Origin of the sequence: Streptomyces incanus (genome assembly GCF_042656345.1) — a bacterium.
GTDB lineage: Bacteria > Actinomycetota > Actinomycetes > Streptomycetales > Streptomycetaceae > Streptomyces > Streptomyces incanus.
The window spans coordinates 72,588-97,124 of record NZ_JBHSPC010000057.1 but is presented as its reverse complement, the minus strand read 5'-3'; the positions used below and the strand labels follow the sequence as shown (position 1 = coordinate 97,124).

The window sequence follows — 24,537 nt, the reverse complement described above, 5'->3', positions numbered from 1 at the left end:
CCGCAGCCATGTTTTCACGCCAGCAAGGCGTACCCGAAGGGAACAGGGAGACTGACCTGAGAAAAGACGTATCCGACGCTGAACGCCGGGAGGCGTACGGCCGTACTACCCGGCATCCCCGGCGGCGATCAGCCGGGGAGCAGACGCGCCGCACCTGGAGGGTCGTCCGTTGTTCAGCATCACCGTTCGCGATCACATCATGATCGCCCACAGCTTCCACGGCGAGGTCTTCGGACCGGCCCAACGCCTGCACGGGGCCACGTTCCTCGTGGACGCCACGTTCCGGCGCGAACAGTTGGACGAGGACAACATCGTCGTCGACATCGGCCTGGCCACACAGGAACTCGGGGCCCTGGTCGGCGAGCTGAACTACCGCAACCTCGACAACGAACCGGACTTCGCGGGGATCAACACCTCCACGGAGTACCTGGCCAAGGTCATCGCGGACCGGCTCGCCGAGCGCATCCACAAGGGTGCGCTGGGCGAGGGCGCCAAGGGCATCGCGGGGCTCACGGTCACCCTGCACGAGTCGCACATCGCCTGGGCGAGTTACGAGCGTGCGCTGTGACCGACACGACGATCCACGTGACCGGCAAGGCCATGGACAAAGCCACCGCCAACGCCTTCGACCGGGCCCGCCTGGACTACGTACCCCAGCAATCCGCCGCCCAGGCCTCCGCTCGATGGAACGGCGGGATCATTCCCATGTCCCTGCGCCGTGTGCACTTCCTGATGCCGGGTGGCGTCGACGACCCGTCGGTGCCGAGCGGCGGCAACGCGTACGACCGGCGCGTGTGCCTGGACCTGCCCGGATTCGGCTGGCAGGTGGAGCGGCACGCCGTGGCCGGCGACTGGCCCCGCCCGGACGCCACCGCCCGCGCCGCACTCGCCCGCACCCTGCGCGAACTGCCGGACGGCACCGTCGTCATGCTGGACGGACTGGTCGCCTGCGGGGTCCCCGAGATCGTCGTCCCGGAGGCGCAGCGGCTGCGCATGGCCGTCCTCGTCCACCTTCCGCTCGGCGACGAGACCGGGCTCGCCCCGGCCCTCGCCGCCGACCTGGACGCCCGCGAGCGTACGGTGCTGCGCGCGGTGCCCGCCGTGATCGCCACCAGCGACTGGGCGGTACGCCGCCTGGTCTCCCACCACGGACTCGCGCCCGACCGCGTCCACGTCGCCGCCCCCGGCGCCGACATCGCACCCCTCGCCTCCGGCACCGACGGCGTCTCCCGCCTCCTCTGCGTCGCCGCCATCACCCCGCGCAAGGGGCAGCACCGGCTGGTGGAGGCACTGGCCGCGGTGTCCGACCTGCCGTGGAGCTGCGCCCTGGTCGGCGGGCTCGCCCACGACCCCGAGTACGTCACCCATCTGCGGTACCTGATCGGCAAGCACGGTCTTGAGGACCGGCTCGAACTGACGGGGCCGAAGGCCGGAGCCGAACTCGACGCCAGTTACGCCGCCGCCGACCTGATGGTCCTCACCTCGTACGCCGAGACGTACGGCATGGCGGTCACCGAGGCGCTGGCCCGCGGCATCCCGGTCCTGGCCACCGACGTCGGCGGCCTGCCCGAGGCGGTCGGCCGCGCCCCCGACGGCGGGGTGCCCGGCATCCTCGTCCCGCCGGAGAACCCCGCCGCCATCGCCGTCGAACTGCGCGGCTGGTTCGGTGAGGCGGACGTCCGCCGCCGGCTGAAGGCGGCCGCGCGCGGCCGGCGTGCCGCGCTCGGTGGCTGGGCGAGCACCGCACAGAGCCTGGCGACGGTACTGCGCCGGCTTCCTACCGAACCCCGGAGGGCCGCATGACCAACCAGGCGACGACACAGCAGGCCGGCGGCGGCACGGACATCGGCACGAGTGCGGCTACGGCTATGGCTACGGACACAGGCCCCGGCACCGGCACCGGCACGCCGGGCGGTGCGATCCCGGCCCAGCCCGGTCCCCAGGACGACGAGGCCGCGCATTCCGTCATCCCCGGCGCCGGTCCCGCACTCCGTCCCGGTGAGCGGGCCACGCTCCGGCTGCGGGGCAACGACACCGGTTCCGAGGCCGACGAACCCGCCCGCTACGCGCCCGAATGGCTCCAGCTGCGCGAGCCCGCCGACGCCTTCGCACGGGCCCACGATCTGCTCGACCCGCTGCGCATCCGGCTCGCCAACCTGCCGAAACGGGCCGACGGTTTCATCATCCACGACATCGGCTGCGGCACCGGCTCGATGGGCCGCTGGCTCGCGCCCCGCCTGGACGGCGCCCAGCACTGGATCCTGCACGACCGGGACCCCTACCTCCTGCACTTCGCCGCCGTCGCCTCCCCGCGGTCCGCCGCCGACGGCAGCCGCGTCAGCGTGGAGACCCGGCGCGGTGACGTCGCCCGGCTCACCCCGGACGCCCTGTCCGGGGCCTCCCTGGTGACGGCGTCCGCACTCCTCGACGTCCTCACCCGCGAGGACGTCGACGCCCTCGCCGCCGCCTGTGCCGGAGCCGGCTGCCCGGCGCTGCTGACGCTGTCGGTGGCCGGACGCGTCGAGCTGACCGCGCCGCACCCGCTGGACCAGGAGATCACCGAGGCGTTCAACGCCCACCAGAAGCGGGGCGGACTGCTCGGCCCGGACGCGGCCACCGCGGCCGCGGAGGCCTTCTCCGAACACGGGGCGACCGTACGGCTCGCCCCGAGCCCCTGGCGGCTCGGCCCCGAGCATGCCGAGCTGACCGCACAGTGGCTGCGGGGCTGGGTCGGCGCGGCGGTGGAGGAACGCCCCGAACTGGCCGAGCCCGCGGGCCGTTACCTGACCGAGCGCCTGGAGGCCTGTGCCGCGGGCGATCTGCGGGTCGTCGTCCACCACAGCGACCTGCTAGCCCTGTGCCGGCCGGTGGGTGGCGCGGCGTGACTGCCAGGGCGGTGGAGTCTTTGGTACCGGGCATGCAGGTTCCGGAGACAGCGGCCTCGGGGACGGGAACGGGGAGGCGGACGGGGACGGGGACGGAGACATCCACGCCGGACCCCGTACGCACCGGCGCCGGTGTCGGCGCCGGCCCCCGCGCCTTCCTCGCCCGGCTCAACACCCCCGCCGTACGCACCCGTCTGGGCACCCTCGCCGGCGTCGTCATCCTCGCCGTGCTGCTGTGGCGCCTGGGCACCGGTGTCTTCGTCGACGGGCTGCGCCGGATCGACGGGCCGTCCCTGCTGGCGGCGCTCGGGATCGGGCTGGTGACCACGGTGTTCAGTGCCTGGCGCTGGGCGCTGGTGGCCCGCGGCCTGCGCATCCGGCTGCCGCTCGGCCCGGCGGTCGCCGACTACTACCGCGCCCTGTTCCTGAACGCGGCCCTGCCCGGTGGTGTCCTCGGTGACGTCCACCGCGCGGTGCGGCACGGGCAGAGCACCGGTGACCTGGGCCGCGGGGTGCGGTCCGTCGTCCTGGAGCGGATGGCCGGACAGTTCGCGCTGTTCGCCGCCGGGGCCGTGATGCTGCTGACCCTGCCGTCCCCGGTCCGGGACGACCTCCGGCAGGCGGCACCGCCGGCGGGTCTCGCCGTGCTGGGCGCCTGCGCCGTCGTCCTCGCCCTGCGCATGAACCGGTCGACGCCGTCCCGCCGTGGCCGGGCACTGCGGTCGGCGCTCGCCGAGGCACGCGAAGGGCTGCTGTCCCGGCGCAACGGACCGGGTGTCCTCGTCTCCTCCGCCGTCGTCCTCGCCGGATACCTGGCGATGTTCGTCCTCGCCGCCCGCGTCGCCGGAGTCGATGCGGCGGTGACCGAGCTGCTGCCACTGGCCGTGCTGGCGCTGCTCGCCATGTCGCTGCCGCTGAACGTCGGCGGCTGGGGACCCCGCGAGGGCGTCGCCGCCTGGGCGTTCGGCGCCGCGGGACTGGGCGCGGGCCGGGGCCTGACCGTCGCCGTGGTCTACGGAGTGCTCAGCCTCGCGGCGAGCCTGCCCGGCGTGATCGTGCTCGTCGCCCGCTGGTACGCCGGCCTGCGCGCCGGACGCCGGACGGCCGCCACCACGGCCCCGGCAGCACCCGCACCCGTCTCCCACGCCCAGGACGCCCCCGACCACGCGCCGCTCGCCCCGGACTACGCGCCACCGCCGCCACCGGAGGTGAGCATCGAGAAATACGCGCCGAAGGAATCCACAAGGCTCACCAGAAGTTCCCTGCCCTTTTCCGCGGAACCCAGCGAAGGGCGGCCGATGACACCGGAATCGGTGTAGGCGGACATTCCCAGCGTGAGCAACTGGCGCCGTTCGTCGGCGACATGATCGGAGGTCTCATAACCGGGTCGGAGCAATTCGGGATGAGTGTGCAGAAGGATGGAGGTCTCGATTTCCCCCGCGTGCATGTCGGTGAGCAGTGAGGTTGCCACGCCGGCGTGCCGGAGCGCGGTCTCCCAGTCCTCCGGGGCGGGGAACAGCGCCATGCGCTCGCCGCGGGCGGAGGATTCCTGAACGACGTTGCCGAGTACGTAGTTTCCGCCGTGTCCGTTGACCACCACCAGGGTGTCCACGCCGGACCGGCGCAGCGAGTCGGCGATGTCCCGTACCACCGCGTGAAGGGTCACGGAGGAGATGGAGACGGTCCCCGGCCAGGCCGCATGCTCGTGCGAGCAGCCGATCGTCACCGGAGGCAGGAGATGCACCGGGTACGCGTCGGCGATCTCCCGCGCGACGGCACACGCCACCAGCGTGTCGGTCGCCAGCGGCAGGAACGGGCCGTGCTGCTCGAAACTGCCGACGGGAAGGACCGCGATCTGCCGTGAGACGTCGGCGCCCCGCTTCCGTACATCTTCTGTAGTATCCGCCGGCAACAGACCGTGGACCGGGCCGTATGCCGCCGACCGCTTTGGTGAACCACTCATATCCTCACGGCCTTTCGTCTCTGCTTAGGAACTCGAGAATCATGACAGAAAACATAGGCGTACTCGGCAAGAAGCCCTCGCAGCGGACCGGCGTGGAACGCGTCGTGAATGCGCCGTTGCCCACCGTGTACGGAAAGTTCCAGGCAGTCGGCTACCTGGACCACGACCGCGGTGACGAACAAGTCGCCCTGGTCTACGGAGACATCGGCACGGACCAGGTCCTCACCCGGCTGCACTCGGAATGCCTGACCGGGGACGCGTTCGGCTCCCAGCACTGCGAGTGCGGCGACCAGCTCGCCTCCGCGCTGCGCGCCGTCGCCGCCGAAGGAGCGGGCGTCGTCGTCTACTTGAGAGGGCACGAGGGCCGCGGCATCGGCCTGCTGGCAAAGCTGCGCGCGATGGCCCTGCAGGCGGAGGGCCTGGACACGGTCGAGGCGAACCTCGCCCTCGGCCTGCCGGTGGATGCCCGCGACTACGGCGTCGCCGCCGGCATCCTCCAGGACCTGGGCGTGGAGTCGGTCCGGCTGATGTCCAACAACCCCCGCAAACGCGACGCGTTGCAGCGGCACGGTATCCAGGTCACCGAACAGGTACCGCTGTTGATCCCGCCGTGCGAGAGCAACATCACGTACCTGCGCACCAAGCGGGAGCGCCTCGACCACAACCTGCCCCATCTCGACGCGGTGGCGCACTGGTCCTGACGGCGCCCCCGGCCGGACAGCAGCGGGTTCAGCCGGTCACGGCCTCGTGCACGAGCCGCTTGAGGTCCCGGAAGGCCGTGTGGGAGGACCTGGGCCGCACCTGCGTGTAGAACTGCACGGTCAGGTCGCGGCCCGGGTCGACCCAGAACGCCGTGGTGGCGACCCCCGTCCAGCCGTACGTGCCGAGGCCGGACGGGGCCTGCGTACGGGACGGGGTGACGACGACGGAGACGCCGAGGCCGAAGCCGACCCCCTCGTTGCCGGGCCCGTCGTGGGCCGGACGGCTGCCGAAGGCGCGCAGATCGGCGCCGCCGGGAAGCTGGTTGCGGGTCATCAGGTCCACGGTCTGCGGAGCGAGCAGTCGGACCCCGTCCAACTCGCCTCGTCGCCGCAGGAGTTCCATGAAGCGGTGCATGTCGTGGGCCGAGGCCACCAGGCCACCGCTGCCGGACAGGAACCGGGGCCGGCTGTGCAGCGGCAGCCCGGCGACGGGCTCGAGGCCGTAGCCGGCACCGTCGCCGGAGCCGTCCGTCTCCCCGTACAACTCCGCGAGTCGCCCGGCCTGTTCGCCGGTGACGTGGAACCCGGCGTCCGTCATCCCCAGCGGGCCGAGGATCCGCTCGGCGAAGAAGACGTCGAGCGGCTGCCCGGAGACCACCTCGATGATCCGCCCCAGCACATTGGAGGAGACCGAGTAGTTCCACTGCGTCCCCGGGTCGAACTGCAGCGGCAGCCGCGCGTACACGTCGACCGTCCCGGCGAGGTCCGTTCCCGGCGCCACGGACGACTCCAGCCCGGCCTCGCGGTACAGGCCGTCCACGGGATGGGCGTGGTAGAAGGCGAACGTCAGCCCGGCCGTGTGGGTCATCAGATGCCGTACGAGCAGGGGGCCCGCGGCAGGACGCGTCCGTATCCCGTCGCCGGAGCCGCTCTCGTACACGCGGGGCTCGGCGAACGCCGGCAGGTGGCGGCCGACCGGGTCGTCCAGGGACAGCCGGCCCTCCTCCACGAGGATCAGCGCGGCCACGGCCGTCACCGGTTTGGTCATCGAGTAGATCCGCCACAGTGTGTCGCTCTCCACCGAAAGCCCGGCCGCGACGTCCCGTCGCCCGTACGCCGTGAGGTGGGCGATCCGCCCGCCCCGCGCGACGGACACCAGGAATCCGGGCAGCCGCCCCTCGTCGACCTCGTGCGCGAAGTGCCGGTCCAGCCGGCGCAGCGCCTTCGGGTCCAGACCGGTCTCCTCCGGGTCGGCCTCTTGCCGCAGCAGCCCCATGGCACTCCTTCGATCATGCTCACAAACCGATTGCGGCATACCCCGCCCGGACCATGTCGGACCTCGCCGGAGCACGGGAACACACCAGCGAACCCCGCCGGGAACACCCGACCCCATGTGTCCCGTTGAGCCGGGTATGACACAGGACACACAGCGGGCCCTGCTGGAGCTGATCGGTGACGAGAACGGCGGAGTGCTCGTCACCCTGAAGCAGGACGGACGGCCCCAGCTGTCGAACGTCAATCACGCCTACTACCCCGACGAGCGGTTGATCCGCGTCTCGATCACGGACGACCGCGCCAAGACCCGCAACCTGCGGCGCGACCCCCGGGCCTCCTACCACGTGACGACCTCCGACCGGTGGGCGTACACGGTCGCCGAGGGCACCGCCGAGCTGTCGCCCGTCGCCGCCGACCCGCACGACGAGACGGTGGAGGAACTCATCCGGCTCTACCGCGACGTCAACGGCGAACACCCCGACTGGGACGACTACCGCGCCGCCATGATCCGCGACGGCCGCCTCGTGCTGCGGCTGCGGGTGGAACGGGCGTACGGGATTCCGCGGCGCGGCGAGTCGTAGGCCCCCGGGCCCCGCCGGACGGCCGATGCCGACGCGAGACCCCCGGAGCCGGGGTACGGCTCCGGGGGCCGAAGCCGGCGGGTCGGGCCGTCACTTCCGGTGGGTCAGGTCGTCACTTTCTCCGGCCGGGCCACGCCGCCGTCGGCCGTGCGTTCGCCGAGCAGTTCGGTCGGAACGCGGTGCGTCTCCCGGGCGGAGAGCGCCGCGACCACCGGCGGCACGCACAGGGCGGCCGTGAACAGCGCCACCGCCATCCAGTCGTCGCCGTCCGGGCCGGCGATCTGCGCGGCGAAGGTGACCGCGAACCCGGCCACCGCGAACCCGATCTGGGTGCCGATCGCCACGCCCGAGAGCCGCACCCGGGTCGGGAACATCTCGCCGTAGAAGGAGGGCCACACACCGTTCGCCGCGCTGTAGACGACACCGAAGGTGATGATGCCCAGGAGCATCGTCAGCGCGAAGTTGCCGGTGGAGATGGCCCACAGGTAGACGAACATCGCCACCGCGCTGCCCGCGGCGCCGACCAGGTAGACCGGCCGGCGGCCGATCCGGTCGGAGAGCGTGGCCCACAGCGGGATCGCGGCGAGCGCGGCGACGTTCGCCAGCGCGGCCACCCACAGCATCGACGTACGGGACATGCCGACCGAGTCACTGGTCGAGTACGCCAGCGCCCACACCGTGAAGATCGTGCTGACCGAGGCGACCAGCGCACCCGCGATCACCCGTAGGACGTCCGCCCAGTGCTCGCGCAGCAGCACCACCAGCGGCAGCTTCACGACACCCTCGGTCGCGGTCTGCTGCTCGAAGGCCGGCGTCTCGTCGAGCTTGCGGCGGATCACGTACCCGACGACGGCGACCGCGACGCTCATCCAGAACGGCACCCGCCAGCCCCACGAGAGCAACTGCTCCTCGGGCATCGAGGCCACCGGGATGAAGACCAGCGTGGCAAGCAGCTGACCGCCCTGCGTGCCGCTCAGGGTGAAACTGGTGAAGAAGCCGCGCCGGTGGGGCGGCGCGTGTTCCAGGGTCATCGAGTTCGCGCTGGCCTGCTCACCCGCCGCCGAGATGCCCTGCAGGATGCGGCACAGCACCAGCAGGACCGGCGCGAGGGTGCCGACCTGGTCACGGGTGGGCAGGCAGCCGATGAGGAACGTCGACAGGCCCATCAGCATCAGGGTGAAGACCATGATCTTCTTCCGGCCGACCCGGTCCCCGTAGTGGCCCAGGAACAGCGCGCCGACGGGCCGGGCCGCGTACGCGACACCGAACGTCGCCAGTGACAGCAGGGTGGCGGTGGCCGGGTCGGAGTCGTCGAAGAAGACCTCCGGGAAGATCAGCGCCGCCGCGCTGCCGTAGATGAAGAAGTCGTAGTACTCCAGGGCACTGCCGATCCAGGCGGCGGTCGCCGCCTTCTTCGGCTGCCCGGGCGGCTGTCCGGGCGGAGAGGAGTCACGGGGCGGGTTGGGGACGGACACGGCGGGCTCCTTCGGGGGACTCCGCGACAGTACGCGGAGGACGAGCGGAGGGGAGGCGCCGCAGTGCTAATTAACCCACTGGGTAGTTAGTCGCGGCTGGATACGGATGCTGCGCCCGACCGTCCGCGGTGTCAAGGGGTGGCGTCGTACGGACTTGGCCCGGGGCCCGCCGGAGCGGGCGCCGACACGCGCCGTGCGCAGGTCAGTCCGTCGCCCGCTCCGCCGTCAGGTACGCGATCACCATGTCGCCCAGCATCGCCCGGTAGTGTTCGCGTCGGTCCGCGTCGACCAGGTCGCGGCCGAACAGCGCGCCGAAGGTGTGCCGGTTGGACACCCGGAAGAAGCAGAACGCGCTGATCATCGCGTGCAGGTCGACGGCGTCCACATCGGCCGTGAACAGGCCCGACCTCTGTCCGGCGGCCAGGATCCGGCGGATCACGTCGAGCGCGGGCGAGCCCATCCGGCCGAGCTTCTCGGAGGCTGCGATGTGCTGTGCGTCGTGGATGTTCTCGATGCTCACCAGGCGGATGAAGTCCGGATGCTGCTCATGGTGGTCGAAGGTCACCTCGGCGAGGCGCCGAATGGCCGCCACCGGGTCCAGGTGATCGACGTCCAGCTCCTGTTCGGCCTCCCGGATCACGCCGTACGCGCGCTCCAGCACGGCCGTGAACAGCCGCTCCTTGCCGCCGAAGTAGTAGTAGATCATCCGCTTGGTGGTGCGGGTGCGGGCGGCGATCTCGTCGACGCGGGCACCGTCGTAGCCGGCCCGTGCGAACTCCCGGGTCGCCACGTCGAGGATCTCGGCCCTGGTGCGGGCGGCGTCACGGACACGCTCGCGCTCGCCGGGCCGTGCCGGTTCTTCGGCGCTGGTCATGGGTTCCTTCGGGTGAGAGGGCAGTGCCGGTGATTGTAGAAGGGGGCCGTTGCCGACCCGTCGGGTCTTCCGTGCCGTCCGACCGGCTGATATAGCTAACGTACTGGTTCGTACATTCGTGAGCCGTTCTCTGGAGGCGTCGGTGCTCAAGGACTCGTATCTCGTCGGGCTGATCGGCTCCGGCATCGGCCCGTCGCTCAGCCCCGCGCTGCACGAGCGGGAGGCCGACCGGCAGGGCCTGCGCTGTCTGTACCGGCTCCTCGACCTGGACACGATCGGCGTACCGCCCGAGGGTGTGGGCGAGCTGCTGAGCGCGGCCCGGCTGCTCGGATTCGACGGGCTCAACATCACCCATCCGTGCAAGCGGCACGTCGTCGAGCACCTGGACGCGCTCGATCCGCAGGCCGAGGCGCTCGGCGCGGTCAACACCGTCCTCTTCGAGGACGGCCGGGCCGTCGGCCACAACACGGACGTCACCGGCTTCGCCGCCTCCTTCGCCCGCGGCCTGCCCGACGTGCCGCTGGAGCGCGTGGTGCAGCTCGGCGCGGGCGGCGCCGGCGCCGCCGTCGCGCACGCCGTCCTCACCCTCGGCGCCGGACGGGTCACCGTGGTCGACGCCCTGCCGGAACGGGCCGACGAACTCGCCGGCTCCCTGAACCGCACCTTCGGTGCCGACCGCGCCACGGCCGCACCGCCGGCCCTGCTGCCCGAGCTCCTCGCCCAGGCCGACGGCAGCGGCGGCCTGGTGCACGCGACCCCCACCGGCATGGCCGCCCACCCGGGCCTGCCCCTGCCCGCGAAGCTGCTGCACCCCGGACTGTGGGTCGCCGAGGTCGTCTACCGGCCGCTCGAGACGGACCTGCTGCGTGCCGCCCGTGCCGCGGGCTGCGCCACTCTCGACGGCGGCGGCATGGCCGCCTTCCAGGCCGCCGACGCGTTCCGCCTGTTCACCGGCCGGGAACCCGACCGCGCCCGCATGCTCGCCCATCTCACCGACCTCACCGGCCCGGTGCCCGCCCCCAAGTAGCCCTCAGCGGACCTTCACGAGCCTCGTGAACCGCAGGTACTCCACGGAACGTCACGGAAGCAGAGGTACCGACGTGCGTACGTCCATCGCCACCGTCTCCCTCAGCGGCACCCTCACCGAGAAGCTCACGGCCGCCGCCCGCGCAGGCTTCGACGGCGTGGAGATCTTCGAGAACGATCTGCTCGCCAGCCCGCTCACCCCGCGGGAGATCCGCGCCCGCTGCGCCGACCTGGGACTCACCGTCGACCTCTATCAACCGATGCGGGACGTCGAGGCGGTGCCCGCCGAGCTGTTCGCCCGCAATCTGCGGCGCGCCCGGCACAAGTTCGGGCTGATGCGTGAACTCGGCGCCGACACCGTGCTCGTCTGCTCCAGCGTCGACCCCGAGGCGGTCGACGACGACGCCCTCGCCGCCGCGCACCTGCGCGAACTCGCAGACCTGGCCCAGAACTTCGGCATCCGCGTCGCCTACGAGGCGCTGGCCTGGGGGCGGCACGTCAGTACGTACGACCACGCCTGGCGCATTGTCGAGGCGGCAGGGCATCCGGCGCTCGGCACCTGTCTGGACAGCTTCCACATCCTCTCCCGGGGCTCCGACCCGAAGGGCATCGAGGACATCCCCGGCGAGAAGATCTTCTTCCTCCAGCTGGCCGATGCCCCGCTGCCCGCGATGGACGTGCTCCAGTGGAGCCGCCATCACCGCTGCTTCCCCGGACAGGGCGGCCTCGACGTCGCCGGTCTCGTCCGGCACGTACTGCGCACCGGCTACGCGGGGCCCCTGTCCCTCGAGGTGTTCAACGACGTGTTCCGGCAGGCCGAGGCGGCCCCGACCGCCGTAGACGCCCGCCGCTCCCTGCTCGCGCTGCAGGAGGAGGTGAGCGGGGCGGAGGGGAAGCGGCCGTCCGCCCCGCTCACGGCCACCCCGGTCCTCCCGGCCCCCGTCGTTCCCACCGGCTTCGCCTTCGCCGAACTCGTCGCCGCCGACGCCGAACCCCTCACCGGGCTGCTTGCCGCCCTGGGCTTCGCCCGTACCGCCCGCCACCGCAGCAAGCCCGTCGACCTCTGGCAGCAGGGCGAGGCCCGGATCCTCGTCAACACGGGAGCCGTCGTACGCCGCGACGGGGCCCAACTCGCCGCCGTGGGTCTGGAGTCACCCGACCCCGGCGGGGCCGCCGGCCGCGCGGAGGCCCTGCTGGCGCCCGTGCTGCCCCGCCGCCGCGCCCCCGAGGACGCCCCGCTGGACGCGGTCGCCGCCCCCGACGGCACCGAACTCTTCTTCTGCGACACCCGGCGCGACGCCCGACACACCGACTGGCGGGCCGACTTCGAGGACGTCGGACAGGCCCCGGCCGTTCCCGGTGTCCGCCGCATCGACCATCTCGCGCTCACCCAGCCCTGGCACCACTTCGACGAGGCGGCCCTCTTCCACCGCAGCGTGCTCGGACTGAAGGCCGAGGAGAGTGTCGACGTCGCCGATCCCTACGGCCTGCAGCGCAGCCGCGCGCTCAGCAACGCCGACGGCACCGTACGGATCGTCCTCACCGTCGGCGCCGCGCCCACCGACGACACCGTGCACGCCCAGCACATCGCGTTCGCCACCGACGACGTGGTCGCCGCCGCCCGCAGACTCCGCGACGCGGGCGCCCCGTTGCTGCCGATCCCGGCCAACTACTACGACGACCTCGCGGCCCGCTACGAGTTCACCGACGGCGAGCTGGAGACCTACCGCGAACTGGGCATCCTCTACGACCGCGACGAGCACGGGGGCAACCTGCGGCACTGCTACACCCGCACCGTCGGCCGGGTGTTCTTCGAACTCATCCAGCGTGACGGCGGCCACCGCGGCTACGGCGCCCGCAACGCGCCGGTACGGCTGGCCGCCCAGCACGCCGTACGGACCGCGAGCGCCCTTGGCGGCGGCTGAGGTGCCGAGAGCCGGCCCCGCAGTGCCGAGTCGTCGCTCAAGGCCGGATGTTCCACTCCGCGACCACCGGACTGCCGTGCTCCAGTGACAGCCGGCTCAGCGTGCCCGTCTCCAGCCGGAACAGCCGTCCGTCCGCGGGCGGCAGGCCCAGTCGGCGTGCCGTCAGGACCCGCAGCAGATGGCCGTGCGCCACCAGCAGCACATCGCCCGTGCCGAGCGCCCCGGCCACCGCGGACAGCACCCGGTCGGCTCGCTCGCCGACCTGGCCGGGGGACTCGCCGGGGAACTCGGGCCCGGCCGGTACCCCGTCGGTCCACAGGTCCCAGTCGGGCCGGGTGCGGCGGATGTCGGCGGTGGTGACGCCCTCATAGCCGCCGTAGTCCCACTCCCGCAGGTCCGGCTCAGTCAACGCCCTCGACAGACCGGCCAGTTCGGCGGTACGCCGGGCGCGAACCAGCGGGCTGGTGAGGACGAGGGCCAAGGAGCGGTCCGCGACCAGAGGGGCCAGGGCCCTCGCCTGTGCCTCACCGTCCTCGGTCAGGGGCAGGTCGGTATGGCCGGTGTGCCGCCCCGACCTGCTCCACTCCGTCTCACCGTGCCGGGCGAGCAGCAGATCGCCCACGGCCGCTACGCCTCGTCCGGGTTTCCCGGGCTCCCCGGGCTTCCCGGGCCCGCCGGGCTTTTCCGGTCGGGCCGGTCCGCGGACGTGACCGCGTGCCCGCCGAACTGGTTGCGCAGTGCCGCGACCATCTTCATCTGCGGCGAGTCCTCCTGCCGGGAGGAGAACCGGGCGAACAGCGAGGCGGTGATCGCGGGCAGCGGCACCGCGTTGTCGATGGCCGCCTCCACGGTCCAGCGGCCCTCGCCCGAATCGTCGGCGTACCCGCGCAGCTTCTCCAGGTGGGCGTCGTCGTCGAGGGCGTTGACCGCGAGGTCGAGCAGCCAGGAGCGGATGACCGTGCCGTTCTGCCAGGAGCGGTACACCTCGCGGACGTTGTCCACCGAGTCGACCTTCTCCAGCAGCTCCCAGCCCTCGGCGTAGGCCTGCATCATCGCGTACTCGATGCCGTTGTGGACCATCTTCGCGAAGTGCCCGGCACCGACCCGGCCCGCGTGGACATAGCCGTACGGGCCGTCCGGCTTCAGCGCGTCGAAGATCGGCTTCAGGCGCTCCACGTGTTCCTCCTCGCCGCCGACCATGAGGGCGTAGCCGTTCTCCAGCCCCCACACACCGCCCGAGACACCCGCGTCGACGAAGCCGATGTCCCGGACGCCCAGCTCCTTGGCGTGTTTCTCGTCGTCCTTCCAGTGGGAGTTGCCGCCGTCGACGACGGTGTCACCGGGCTTGAGCAGGCTTCCCAGCTGGTCGATGACGTGCTGGGTGACCGCCCCGGCCGGGACCATCACCCATACCGCGCGCGGCCCGTCGAGCCGGTCGACCACGTCGGACAGATGGCCGACGTCGGAGAGGTCGGGATTGGTGTCGTAGCCGACGACGGTGTGCCCGGCGGCACGGATGCGCTCGCGCATGTTGCCGCCCATCTTGCCGAGACCAACAAGACCGATCTGCATGTCAGTTCACTTCCCGATGTCGTGGTGGGCGGCCCACCGGGGCGGCGGGTCGGTGCGGACGTGTCACACATGTCAGGCGCGGGCGGGGGGAGTCTCAGGCAGGGGCGGGGGCCTCCTCCGCGGTCCCGCCGCGCAGGGCAACGGCGTACATCTCGTCCGCGTCGAGCCGCCGGAGCTCCTCGGCGATCAGCTCGGACATGGGGCGGATCTTCAGTGCGAGTCGCCGCGAGGGCTGCCCCGGCAACGACAGCGTCGCCATCGGGCCCTCCGGACGGTCGATGGCGATCTCGCCGTCCACCGTGCCCAGCCGTACCCCCGTGACCACCGGGCCGGCCGTCAGCACCCGCTCGACCGGCACGTTCAGCCGGGCCCCGAGCCAGCGCGCCAGCAACTCCGCGCTGGGGTTCTCGGCCTCGCTCTCCACGGCCGCCGACGTCACCGTCAGCCGGGCCTGATCCAGGGCGGCCGCCAGCATCGAACGCCACGGCGTCAGCCTGGTCCAGGCCAGGTCGGTGTCCCCGGGCGCATAGGTCCGCTCCCGGGCCGACAGGACCTCCAGGGGGTCCTCGACCGCGTACAGGTCGGTGATCCTGCGCTGGCCCAGCGCGCCCAGCGGGTCATTCGAGGGGTGCTCGGGCGCGTCGGCCGGCCACCAGACCACCACCGGCGCGTCCGGCAGCAGCAGCGGCAGCACCACGGAGTCGGCGTGGTCGGACACCTCGCCGTAGGTCCGCAGGATGACGGTCTCGCCGGTACCGGCCTCCAAGCCGACCCGCACCTCGGCGTCCAGCCTCGGATGGGTGCGCTCGCGCGGGGTGCGGGCATGCCGCTTGATGACGACCAGCATGCGCGAGGGGTGCTCGTGCGAGGCCTCCTCGACGGCCTTGATCGCGTCGTAGGCGTTCTCCTCGTTCGTGACGATCACCATCGTCAGGACCATGCCCACCGCGGGGGTGCCGATGGCGCGGCGCCCCCGCACCAGCGCCTTGTTGACATCGCTTGCCGTGGTGTCGGTCAGATCGATCTTCATGGCCTGCGCCAGCTCCGTCCGTCTCGTGCGAGCATCTCGTCGGCTTCCGCGGGTCCCCAGGTACCGGCCGAATACTGGGCCGGCCTGCCGTGGTTGTCCCAGTGCTCCTCGACGGGGTCGAGGATCCTCCAGGACTCTTCCACTTCCTGATGGCGGGGGAACAGGTTGGCGTCCCCCAGCAGGACGTCGAGGATGAGCCGTTCGTACGCCTCCGGGCTGGACTCGGTGAACGACTCGCCGTAGGCGAAGTCCATCGACACGTCCCGGATCTCCATCGAGGTGCCCGGCACCTTGGAGCCGAACCGCACCGTGACACCCTCGTCCGGCTGGACGCGGATCACGACGGCGTTCTGCCCGAGCTCCTCGGTCGCCGTGGAGTCGAAGGGGGAGTGCGGTGCCCGCTGGAACACCACCGCGATCTCGGTGACCCGGCGGCCCAGCCGCTTGCCGGTGCGCAGGTAGAAGGGGACGCCCGCCCAGCGGCGGTTGTCCACGCCCAGCTTGATCGCGGCGTACGTGTCGGTGTTCGAGGAGGCGTCGATGCCCTCCTCTTCCGTGTAACCGCACACCCGCCTGCCGCCCTGCCAGCCCGCCGCGTACTGCCCGCGCACGGTGTGCCGGCCCAGGTCCTTCGGCAGCCGCGCGGCCCGGAGCACCTTCAGCTTCTCGGTGAGCAGCGACGCCGCGCCGAAGGAGGCCGGCTCCTCCATGGCGGTCAGCGCCATGAGCTGGAGCAGGTGGTTCTGGATGACGTCACGGGCGGCACCGATGCCGTCGTAGTAGCCGGCCCGGCCGCCGATGCCGATGTCCTCGGCCATGGTGATCTGCACGTGGTCGACGAAGGACCGGTTCCAGACCGGCTCGAACATCGTGTTCGCGAAGCGGAGCGCCAGGATGTTCTGGACGGTCTCCTTGCCCAGGTAGTGGTCGATGCGGAAGACCTGGTCCGGGGCGAACACCTCGTGGACGATCGCGTTGAGTTCCTTGGCCGACTTCAGGTCGTGGCCGAACGGCTTCTCGATCACCGCGCGCCGCCAGGCGCCGGCGGGCGCGTCGGCCAGCCCGTGCTTCTTCAGCTGCTGGAGCACCTTCGGGAAGAACCTCGGCGGTACGGAGAGATAGAAGGCGAAGTTGCCACTCGTGCCCTGGGAGCTGTCCAACTCGTCGACGGCCAAGCGCAGTCGCTCGAACGCCGTGTCGTCGTCGAAGTCACCCGGCACGAACCGCATGCCCTCGGCGAGCTGCTGCCAGACCTCTTCGCGGAAGGGGGTGCGGGCATGCTCCTCGACCGCGTCGTGCACCACTTCCGCGAAATCCTGGTCCTCCCAGTCCCGGCGGGCGAAACCGACCAGTGAGAAGCCCGGCGGCAGCAGACCCCGGTTGGCGAGGTCGTACACCGCCGGCATCAGCTTCTTGCGCGACAGGTCGCCGGTCACCCCGAAGATGACGAGCCCGGAGGGGCCGGCGATGTGCGGGAGACGGCGGTCGCGCGGGTCACGCAGGGGATTGGACCATTCGGTACCGGCCGGATCCCCGGGCGTCTCCTTGTTCGGAGCCTCGGTCGTCTCCTCGGTCATTCCCGTCAGCTCCTTGTCGTCGAGGTGGTCGAGGGCCTGCCCCACCGTTGCCGCGGATTCCTGCCGGGCGTGCCCGTCCTTCGTGACGCCCTCGGTCCTCCTCTTCCCCTACAGGGTGTCCCGGTACGCCCGAACCTTCACCTCCGTAACACGTTTACCAGTAAAAGTATGACGTATTCGCGGGAAGACGGCCCTGCAGTGCGGGCGTCCCAGGGAAGCGTCGGGCCGCTGACATGGGTGAGGGGGCCCCACGCGTGCGTGGAACCCCCTCGGCCGGTCGGGGAAGTCGGTGGTTCAGGTCAGCGGCCGGTCACGGGGACCGGCCGGTGGTCAGCGGCTGAACGTGAACCAGTTGACGTTCACGAAGTCCTGCGGCTGGCCGCTCGTGAAGGTCAGATACACGTCGTGCGTGCCCGTCACGGACGCGATGTTCGCCGGCACGGTCCGCCACGACTGCCAGCCGCCCGTGTTGCCCACCGAGAAACTCCCGATGGGGGCGTTGTCGCGGCTGTCCAGACGCACCTCGACCAGACCGCTGACCCCGGTGGGCGCACCGCTCGCCACCCGGGCCGAGAACTGCCGGGCCGCGGGCGAGCCGAAGTTGACACCCTTGAACTGCAGCCAGTCGCCGTTGGCCAGCGCGCCCACGTTCTGACCGCCGCCGGAGTCCGAGGTGGTCTCCGTGATCGTGCCGGACTGGCCGTCGAAGGACTCGGCCTGGATGGTGCCGTACGCGTCGCGGTTGCCGGTCGGCGGGGGCGTGGTGCCACCGCCGCCGGAGGTCAGGACCTGGACGTAGTCGACGAGCATCGAGTGTCCGGGCTGCGTACCGGCGTCCGGGCCGCCGCCGAAGGCGTCGGGGAAGCCGCCGCCCATCGCCACGTTGAGAATGACGAAGAAGCCGTGGTCGGTGGCGTTCCTCCAGGTCGTCGCGTCGACCTGGTTCTCCCGCACGGTGTGGAAGGTGTTGCCGTCGAGGGAGAAGCGGATCTCCTCCACGCTTCTCGAGCGGTCCCACTCCAGCCGGTAGGTGTGGAAGCCGGCCTGACAGGTCGTTCCCTGACAGGTGGTCGAACTCCCGATACCGCTGTTCTCGTTGCACGGCCCGCCGGGCGCGGTGCCGCAGTGCATCGTGGCGAAGACGGTGTTGTTGCCCTGCGTGTTCTCCATGATGTCCAGCTCGCCGACAGCCGGCCAGTTCCAGTAGTTGCCCCGGTACGGCGCGCCCAGCATCCAGAACGCCGGCCAGTAGCCCTTGGCGGCGGCACCGGTCACGTTCGGCACCTGGATGCGGCTCTCGACGCGCAGGGTGCCGCCGACCGGCGGCACGAAGTCGGCACGGTTGGTCTCGACACGGCCGGAGGTCCAGTTTCCGGAGGCGTCCCGGCGCGGGGTGATACGGAGATTGCCGTTGCCGTCGAGGGAGACGTTCTCCGTGCTCGACGTCATCGTCTCGATCTCACCGGTGCCCCAGTTGGTGGGGCCGCCCGGATAACCCTTGCCGGTCGCGTACCGCCAGTTGGAGGTGTTGACGCCGCTGCCCGCGGCGCCGTTGAAGTCGTCGACGAAGACCTGGTTCCAGCCCGACGGGGGAGCCGGGGCGGAGGCGCTCGCCGACGGCAGGGCGACGGTGGAGGCCGCGAGCGCGAGCCCGAGGGTGCCGACGGCGGCCAGCAGCGCCCGCCGCAGCGGGCGGGATCTGCGCGGGACGCGGGGTCTGCGGGGGGTGCCGGAGGTGTCACTCATGTGGGGATGCCTCTCGGAGACGGATGCGGATGCGTTGGTCGATCCAGGTGCGGATCCAGGTGCGGATCCAGGTGCGGGGGAGTGCCTGAGAGCCCTGCTCGTCGGTTTTGAGAGCGCTCTCAAGGTGTCGCCAATGTGCTCCGCGGCCCTCTGGACGTCAAGAGGTGTAACCGAGAAAGTCCTTGCGTGCGAGGAGGGTTCACCTCATGAATTGACGCGAATGGGTGCAACAGCGCCACGCCCGGCCGTACGAAGCGGCGTCCGTCCGGTGACCGGGTGCCGCGCGCGGCTTTCCGTTCGACCACACGCCGGACGCGTGTGCGCCGCTCGGTCTCGGACCTTCGCCGGCACCCGCGGGCGGGGCCTCACCGGTGAGAGGGGTGCCCCCGGGCCCGGGCGGGTGCCCCGCTGCCGGCCGAAGGCGTCATGATCGAGGGCAGTGACGTGGTGGACGATCGGATCGGCAGGCGTCGACGCCGCCGCGGTGGGAAGGGTGCGGACGTGAGACTGACGATTCTGGGCGGCGGGGGATTCCGGGTCCCGCTGGTGTACGGCGCGCTCCTCGGGGACCACGCCGAGGGACGGGTGACACGGGTCGTTCTCCATGATGTCGACGACCGTCGACTGTATGCGGTCGCCCGTGTACTGGCCGAACAGGCAGCCGGCGTGGCCGACGCTCCCGAGGTGAGCACCACCACCGACCTGGACGAAGCACTGCGGGGCGCCGACTTCGTCTTCTCCGCGATCCGCGTCGGCGGCCTCGAGGGCCGGGCGAACGACGAACGGGTCGCGCTCGCCGAGGGCGTCCTCGGGCAGGAGACGGTCGGCGCGGGCGGCATCGCCTACGGGCTGCGTACCGTCCCCGTCGCCGTGGACATCGCCCGGCGGGTGGCCCGGCTCGCCCCCGACGCCTGGGTCATCAACTTCACCAACCCGGCGGGCCTGGTCACCGAGGCCATGTCCCGTCACCTCGGCGACCGGGTCATCGGCATCTGCGACTCGCCGGTCGGCCTCGGCCGTCGCATCGCCCGGGTCCTCGGCGCGGACCCGCGGGAGGCGTGGATCGACTACGTCGGCCTCAACCACCTCGGCTGGGTGCGCGGCCTGTACGTCAAGGGCCGTGACGAACTCCCGCGCCTGCTCGGCGACCTGCCCCTGCTCGGCTCCTTCGAGGAGGGCAGGCTCTTCGGTGCCGACTGGCTCCAGTCCCTGGGCGCCGTCCCCAACGAGTACCTGCACTACTACTACTTCAACCGGGAGACCGTACGCGCCTACCAGCAGGCCGAGAAGACCCGCGGCGCCTTCCTCCACGACCAGCAGGCCCGCTTCTACACGCAGGTGGGCAACCCGGACATCCCCGCTCTCGCCACCTGGGACCGCACCCGCGCCGAACGCGAGGCCACCTACATGGCCGAGAACCGCGAGACCGCCGGCGCCGGCGACCGCGACGAGGACGACCTGTCCGGCGGCTACGAGAAAGTGGCCCTCGCCCTGATGCGGGCCGTCGCCCGCGACGAACGCACCACCCTGATCCTCAACGTCCGCAACCGCAGCACCCTTTCGGCGCTGGACGGGGACGCGGTCATCGAGGTCCCCTGTCTGGTCGACGCCCAGGGGGCGCACCCCGTCTCCGTCGATCCGCTGCCGGACCACGCCACCGGCCTGGTCTGCGCGGTCAAGGCGGTCGAGCGCGAGGTGCTCCGTGCCGCCGAGTCCGGCTCCCGTACCCATGCGGTCAAGGCGTTCGCGCTGCACCCGCTCGTCGACTCCGTGAACGTGGCCCACCGCCTCGTCGACGGCTACACCGCCGTCCACCCCGGCCTCGCCTACCTCAAGTAGCCGTGCGAGAAGAGCACTTCAGGAGGAGAGCGCTTCATGCATGACGAACGCCACCGGATCGAGCACCGCGCCGAGCGGCTCCACCACCAGCGCGTCAAACCCGCGGTTCACGCCGCCACCGTCCCGCTCACCGTCGAGGCCTGGCACGCGCCGGGCGATGCCTCCGGTGACGTCGTCGTCCGCCTCTACGAGTCCCGCGGCGGGCGGGCCGCCGGCACTCTGCGCACCGGCTTCCCGCTCGGCGCCGCCATGGTGACCGACCTCCTGGAGCGCCCGCTGGAACCGGCGGACACCGACGGGGACGCCGTGCCGGTGGCCCTGCGACCCTTCCAGGTGCTGACCCTGCGGCTAGGGCCTGTCCGGCGGATCATGCCGGAGACGTGAGGGCGGGCACGCGCTACCCCCAGCGGCGTTGCCGTCGGTTGCCGACTCCCCCCGAACTCTCGGCTTCTCCCCCACTCTCGACTTCGCTCGAGCGGGGGGACCCCCATGAGCGGGGGCCCCATGAGCAGGGGGACCCCCCTCGCGTCGACGCCCTCCTCCGCCGTGCGGCCGAGCGCACCAGCCCCCGCTCACCCCAGCCGGACGGATACCGCCCGTCACCCCCGACCCGATCCGCCGGACAGGCCCTGACGGTGGGGCGGGACTGACGGTGTGCATCGGGTCGGCCGGTCGCTCCCCGTGACAGCGGCCGACCGACCCGAGCCCCCCGTTCCCCCGTGCTTTCCCCCGCCCCCCTTCGAAAGGCTTCCCCGTCCCCCGGAAGGGGTTCCCCCGTCGCCCTTCACCGTTAAGAGCGCGACACTCGCCGCCTGATACACCCTCCGGCGAAATTTCCCGAAAAAAATCCGGTCCCGGCACAGGAAGCGCGCCGGGACCGGTCGGTGGGGAAGGAGTGCGGACGACATTCGGCTTCTAGCGGTGGTGCGTTCCCCAGGCGGGGCCCCCGGCCACGGCGTCCGCGGCGGTGGCGCGCACCTGACCGGAGTCGGCCGCGGCCCGCGGCCCGGTGGGCACGGCGGGGGCCGGTACACCGCCCAGCGCGGGGGCGGGGACGTCCGTGGGGACGTCCGCGGGCACGTCCGCGCGCTGCTGCGGCACCGACACCGGGCGCAGCGGACGCGGCCCCGACACCACCGAGTAGTCCTGGCCCAGGAACGGCGGGGACATCTCGCCCGGATCGTCACCGAGCGCCAGCCGCACGGCGGCCCACGGCGCGTTCACCCCGCACAGCGACAGCTGGTGCAGCCCGCCGGCCGGGCGGGTGTTGACGTCCATCAGCACGGGCCGCTCGCCGAACATCCGGAACTGGATGTTGGACAGATGGTGCAACCCGAAACCCTCCGCGATCCGCCGGGCCGGCTCCAGCCAGCGCTCGTGCACGGTGAACCCCCTGCGGCGGCCGTTCTTGGTGCGGCCGACGGCCAGCCGGACCCGGTTGTCCGGCCCGGTGAGGCAGTCCACCGACACCTCCGGCTGCTCCAGCACCGGCATCACCAGCCAGTCCACCGGCTCCTCGGCCTGCCGCACCGCCTCCAGTACCAGATCCAGCGGCACATGCGGACTGGGGAAGCCGTTCAGCTGCGTGAGTGAGAAGGGAGTCCGGGTGATCACCCGGAAGCCCACACCGCCCGCGCCGGACGCGGGCTTGAAGCAGGCCCGATGGCCCTGCGCCTCCAGCTCGTCCACCGCGCGGACCAGCTCGTCCGCCGACCGTACCCGCCACCACGGCGGCACCGGCGCCCCGATCGCCTGGACGGCCTCGTAGGCGATCACCTTGTCGTGGAAGACGGCCACCGCCTCGGGCGGCGGAGCCAGCAGCGCCGTACCGGCCGCCTCGAACTCCGCGCGGTGCGCGGCGATCGCTCCCTGGTGCAGCCGGGGCACGAACACGTCGATGCCGCGCCGCGCGCACTGGGCGAGCGCGTACTCGACGTACGCCGCCGGGGACAGACCCTCGGGCTCCAGCTCGGCGGTGTCGGCGGCGGCCAGTACGGGGGAGTCCGGGTCGCCGTGGGTGGCATGGATCTCCACGGCCCGGTCGCTGGGATTCTTTCTCAGCTGATCCATGAAGAACACGTTCTCCGCGTACGTGCGGTTGAGCCATACGCGTACGCCAGAGGCCATGCAGGGCCGCCTTTCACGGTTCGCGGGCAGGCGTCGGCGGCCCGTGCCCGGGCAGAGGGTATGAGGGATCGCCGGACGGCCCTGCGAAAGGGCTACACTGCGGCGGTGTTGCGGCCGATCATACGGCTTCGGCACGCGGCCCCGAACCACAGGCGTGTTACGGATCCGCGCTCCCTTCCTCCTGCGACCATACTCCTCGTGCATGCTGTTCGTACGGGTTGATCGTTCATGCTCAGGGGGCAACGGGTGACGTCAAGGGCAGGCCGCGGCGGACAGATGTGGGCCATCAGCGACCTTCACATCGGCTACGACGAGAACCGCGCCCTGGTGGAGCGGATGCGCCCCGAGTCGGACGAGGACTGGCTCCTCGTGGCCGGAGACGTCGCGGAGACCGTGGACGACATCCGCTGGACGCTCAGGACCCTCGCGGGCCGGTTCCGAAAGGTCGTCTGGGCGCCCGGCAACCACGAACTGTGGACCCACCCGAAGGACACCGTCACCCTGCGCGGCGTCGCCCGCTACGACCATCTCGTCGAACAGTGCCGCGACCTCGGCGTGATCACCCCCGAGGACCCCTACCCCGTCTGGGAGGGCCCCGGCGGTCCCGCGGTCGTGGCCCCCCTCTTCCTCCTGTACGACTACTCCTTCCTGCCGGCCGGGTGCGCCACCAAGGACGAGGGGCTGGAGTACGCGCACGGCACCGGCGTCGTCTGCGCCGACGAACACCTGCTGCACCCCGACCCGTACCCGACCCGGGAGGCCTGGTGCCGGGCCCGGGTCGAGGAGACCGAACGGCGGCTCGCCGGACTGCCCGACGACCTGCCCGTCGTGCTCGTCAACCACTACCCGCTGCACCGGCATCCCACGGCCGTCCTGTGGTACCCCGAGTTCGCCATGTGGTGCGGCACCGTACTCACCGACGACTGGCACCGCAGGTTCAACGTCCACACCATGGTCTACGGCCATCTCCACATCCCGCGGAGCACCCGGCAGGACGGCGTCCGTTTCGAGGAGGTGTCCGTGGGCTACCCCCGCGAATGGCGGAAACGGCCGACCCCGCCGGGGCGGCTGCGCCGGATCGTGCCGGGGGATGCGCCCGGGACGGGGGCCGGCACCGGGTCCGGGGCCGTGGTGGGAGAGGGCGGTGGCCGGTGATCGGGGAGTTGCTGCCCGGGACGGTCGTCGTCGTGGAGGCCTACGGCGACGAGGGTACCGACGCTCCGCTGTACCCCGAGGAAGCGGAGGTCGTGGCGCGGGCCGTCGACAAGCGCCGCCGGGAGTTCACCGCGGTGCGCTCCTGCGCCCGCCGGGCCATGAAGAAGCTCGGCGTGCCCCCGCGGCCCGTCCTGCCCGGCGAGCGCGGTGCACCCGGTTGGCCGGACGGGCTGGCGGGCAGCATGACCCACTGCGCGGGCTACTGCGCCGCCGCCCTGGTCCGGACGGCCGACCTGGCCTCCCTTGGCATCGACGCGGAGGTCCGAGGGCCGCTGCCCGAGGGGGTGTTGTCGTCCGTGGCCCTGCCCGGAGAGGCGGAGCGCATCGGCCGGCTGGCCCTGGAGCGGCCCGGGGTGCACTGGGACCGGCTGCTGTTCAGCGCCAAGGAGGCCGTGTACAAGGCGTGGTTCCCGCTGACCGGGAAGTGGCTGGACTTCATGGAGGCCGACATCGAGCTGTTCACCGAACCCGGCGACGGCAGCGACACCGGTGGGTCCGGCTCCGCTGGCGCTGCCTTCGGTGGTTCCGGCGCTTCGGTGCGCGGCGGGTTCCGGGCGGCGCTCCTGGTGCCCGGCCCCTGGGTGGGCGACCGCCGCCTCGACCACTTCGACGGCCGCTGGACCGTCGAAGGCGGTCTGGTCGCGACCGCGGTCGCCGTACCGCACGGCTGACCGGGGCGGCGGGTCCGGGAACAGCGCGGCGCCGTGCCCGCCCCCGATGCGGCCG

The 24,537-nt window shown here is 71.9% G+C and carries 20 protein-coding genes and 2 pseudogenes; 12 read left to right on the top strand and 10 right to left on the bottom strand.

The window, feature by feature from the left end; genetic code table 11:
- The first annotated feature begins 169 nt into the window (after positions 1-169).
- The 4 genes from ACFP2V_RS20600 (at position 170) to ACFP2V_RS20585 (ending at position 4,204) form a co-directional block, all read left to right on the top strand.
- Positions 170-568 (top strand): 6-pyruvoyl trahydropterin synthase family protein, encoded by a 399-nt coding sequence (locus ACFP2V_RS20600; protein WP_381214286.1) that lies wholly within the window; start codon positions 170-172, stop codon positions 566-568.
- On the top strand, positions 565-1,803 hold the full coding sequence (locus ACFP2V_RS20595; RefSeq protein ID WP_381214283.1) for a glycosyltransferase family 4 protein: 1,239 nt from the start codon (positions 565-567) through the stop codon (positions 1,801-1,803). The genes ACFP2V_RS20600 and ACFP2V_RS20595 overlap by 4 nt, the downstream gene beginning before the upstream one ends.
- Positions 1,804-1,868: 65 nt before the next feature.
- A complete protein-coding gene (locus ACFP2V_RS20590) occupies positions 1,869-2,885 on the top strand; it encodes a class I SAM-dependent methyltransferase (protein WP_381214309.1) in 1,017 nt (338 codons plus the stop codon).
- A gap of 32 nt (positions 2,886-2,917) precedes the next feature.
- Positions 2,918-4,204: a lysylphosphatidylglycerol synthase transmembrane domain-containing protein gene (locus ACFP2V_RS20585; RefSeq protein WP_381214280.1), complete on the top strand. Its 1,287-nt coding sequence runs from the start codon at positions 2,918-2,920 to the stop codon at positions 4,202-4,204.
- Here ACFP2V_RS20585 and ACFP2V_RS20580 read toward each other — a convergent pair.
- A pseudogene (locus ACFP2V_RS20580) lies at positions 4,087-4,848 on the bottom strand (creatininase family protein); the annotation flags it as partial. The gene ACFP2V_RS20585 and the pseudogene ACFP2V_RS20580 sit on opposite strands and share 118 nt — an antisense overlap.
- A gap of 41 nt (positions 4,849-4,889) precedes the next feature.
- On the opposite strand from ACFP2V_RS20580, the gene ribA reads away from it, so the two are divergent.
- Positions 4,890-5,549, top strand: a complete 660-nt coding sequence (ribA, locus tag ACFP2V_RS20575; protein ID WP_381214277.1) for a GTP cyclohydrolase II — start codon at positions 4,890-4,892, stop codon at positions 5,547-5,549.
- A 28-nt stretch (positions 5,550-5,577) separates the two neighbouring features.
- On the opposite strand, the gene ACFP2V_RS20570 is transcribed toward ribA, so the two are convergent.
- Positions 5,578-6,825, bottom strand: coding sequence for a serine hydrolase domain-containing protein (locus ACFP2V_RS20570; RefSeq protein ID WP_381214274.1), 1,248 nt, complete (start codon positions 6,823-6,825; stop codon positions 5,578-5,580).
- A 136-nt stretch (positions 6,826-6,961) separates the two neighbouring features.
- On the opposite strand from ACFP2V_RS20570, the gene ACFP2V_RS20565 reads away from it, so the two are divergent.
- Positions 6,962-7,405: a PPOX class F420-dependent oxidoreductase gene (locus ACFP2V_RS20565; RefSeq protein WP_381214271.1), complete on the top strand. Its 444-nt coding sequence runs from the start codon at positions 6,962-6,964 to the stop codon at positions 7,403-7,405.
- A gap of 104 nt (positions 7,406-7,509) precedes the next feature.
- On the opposite strand, the gene ACFP2V_RS20560 is transcribed toward ACFP2V_RS20565, so the two are convergent.
- Both ACFP2V_RS20560 and ACFP2V_RS20555 read right to left on the bottom strand, forming a co-directional pair.
- Positions 7,510-8,880 (bottom strand): MFS transporter, encoded by a 1,371-nt coding sequence (locus tag ACFP2V_RS20560; protein WP_381214268.1) that lies wholly within the window; start codon positions 8,878-8,880, stop codon positions 7,510-7,512.
- A gap of 202 nt (positions 8,881-9,082) precedes the next feature.
- Positions 9,083-9,754, bottom strand: coding sequence for a TetR family transcriptional regulator (locus tag ACFP2V_RS20555; RefSeq protein WP_381214265.1), 672 nt, complete (start codon positions 9,752-9,754; stop codon positions 9,083-9,085).
- Between the two features lie 142 nt (positions 9,755-9,896).
- Between ACFP2V_RS20555 and ACFP2V_RS20550 the strand changes: the two genes are divergently transcribed.
- Both ACFP2V_RS20550 and ACFP2V_RS20545 read left to right on the top strand, forming a co-directional pair.
- Complete coding sequence (locus ACFP2V_RS20550) at positions 9,897-10,781, top strand: shikimate dehydrogenase (RefSeq protein ID WP_381214307.1); 885 nt, start codon at positions 9,897-9,899, stop codon at positions 10,779-10,781.
- Positions 10,782-10,854: 73 nt separating this feature from the next.
- A complete protein-coding gene (locus tag ACFP2V_RS20545; RefSeq protein ID WP_381214262.1) occupies positions 10,855-12,705 on the top strand; it encodes a bifunctional sugar phosphate isomerase/epimerase/4-hydroxyphenylpyruvate dioxygenase family protein in 1,851 nt (616 codons plus the stop codon).
- A gap of 37 nt (positions 12,706-12,742) precedes the next feature.
- Here ACFP2V_RS20545 and ACFP2V_RS20540 read toward each other — a convergent pair whose 3' ends face one another.
- The 5 genes from ACFP2V_RS20540 to ACFP2V_RS20520 all read right to left on the bottom strand — a co-directional run bounded on the left by ACFP2V_RS20540 (position 12,743) and on the right by ACFP2V_RS20520 (position 18,630).
- The gene (locus ACFP2V_RS20540; RefSeq protein WP_381214259.1) at positions 12,743-13,327 is read right to left on the bottom strand and encodes a histidine phosphatase family protein; all 585 of its coding nucleotides are present in this window, start codon (positions 13,325-13,327) and stop codon (positions 12,743-12,745) included.
- 5 nt (positions 13,328-13,332) lie between these two features.
- On the bottom strand, positions 13,333-14,277 hold the full coding sequence (gene gnd / locus ACFP2V_RS20535; protein ID WP_381214256.1) for a phosphogluconate dehydrogenase (NAD(+)-dependent, decarboxylating): 945 nt from the start codon (positions 14,275-14,277) through the stop codon (positions 13,333-13,335).
- Positions 14,278-14,371: 94 nt separating this feature from the next.
- Positions 14,372-15,307: a glucose-6-phosphate dehydrogenase assembly protein OpcA gene (gene opcA, locus ACFP2V_RS20530; protein WP_381214253.1), complete on the bottom strand. Its 936-nt coding sequence runs from the start codon at positions 15,305-15,307 to the stop codon at positions 14,372-14,374.
- On the bottom strand, positions 15,304-16,884 hold the full coding sequence (gene zwf, locus ACFP2V_RS20525) for a glucose-6-phosphate dehydrogenase (RefSeq protein WP_381214304.1): 1,581 nt from the start codon (positions 16,882-16,884) through the stop codon (positions 15,304-15,306). The genes opcA and zwf overlap by 4 nt, the downstream gene beginning before the upstream one ends.
- Positions 16,885-17,214: 330 nt before the next feature.
- Positions 17,215-18,630 (bottom strand): glycoside hydrolase family 16 protein, encoded by a 1,416-nt coding sequence (locus ACFP2V_RS20520; protein WP_381214250.1) that lies wholly within the window; start codon positions 18,628-18,630, stop codon positions 17,215-17,217.
- A gap of 501 nt (positions 18,631-19,131) precedes the next feature.
- Between ACFP2V_RS20520 and ACFP2V_RS20515 the strand changes: the two genes are divergently transcribed.
- Both ACFP2V_RS20515 and ACFP2V_RS20510 read left to right on the top strand, forming a co-directional pair.
- Entirely contained in the window at positions 19,132-20,469 is a 1,338-nt protein-coding gene (locus ACFP2V_RS20515; protein ID WP_381214247.1) for a 6-phospho-beta-glucosidase, read from the top strand.
- Between the two features lie 96 nt (positions 20,470-20,565).
- Positions 20,566-20,853 (top strand): annotated as a pseudogene (locus ACFP2V_RS20510) (glycosyl hydrolase-related protein); the annotation flags it as partial.
- Positions 20,854-21,384: 531 nt separating this feature from the next.
- Here the strand turns inward: ACFP2V_RS20510 and ACFP2V_RS20505 are convergent.
- A complete protein-coding gene (locus tag ACFP2V_RS20505) occupies positions 21,385-22,596 on the bottom strand; it encodes an ATP-grasp domain-containing protein (protein WP_381214244.1) in 1,212 nt (403 codons plus the stop codon).
- A gap of 246 nt (positions 22,597-22,842) precedes the next feature.
- Here ACFP2V_RS20505 and ACFP2V_RS20500 point away from each other — a divergent pair, with 246 nt between their 5' ends.
- Both ACFP2V_RS20500 and ACFP2V_RS20495 read left to right on the top strand, forming a co-directional pair.
- Positions 22,843-23,751, top strand: a complete 909-nt coding sequence (locus tag ACFP2V_RS20500; RefSeq protein ID WP_381214241.1) for a metallophosphoesterase family protein — start codon at positions 22,843-22,845, stop codon at positions 23,749-23,751.
- Positions 23,748-24,482, top strand: a complete 735-nt coding sequence (locus tag ACFP2V_RS20495) for a 4'-phosphopantetheinyl transferase family protein (RefSeq protein WP_381214238.1) — start codon at positions 23,748-23,750, stop codon at positions 24,480-24,482. Before ACFP2V_RS20500 ends, ACFP2V_RS20495 begins: the two co-directional genes overlap by 4 nt.
- The last annotated feature ends 55 nt before the right edge of the window (positions 24,483-24,537 follow it).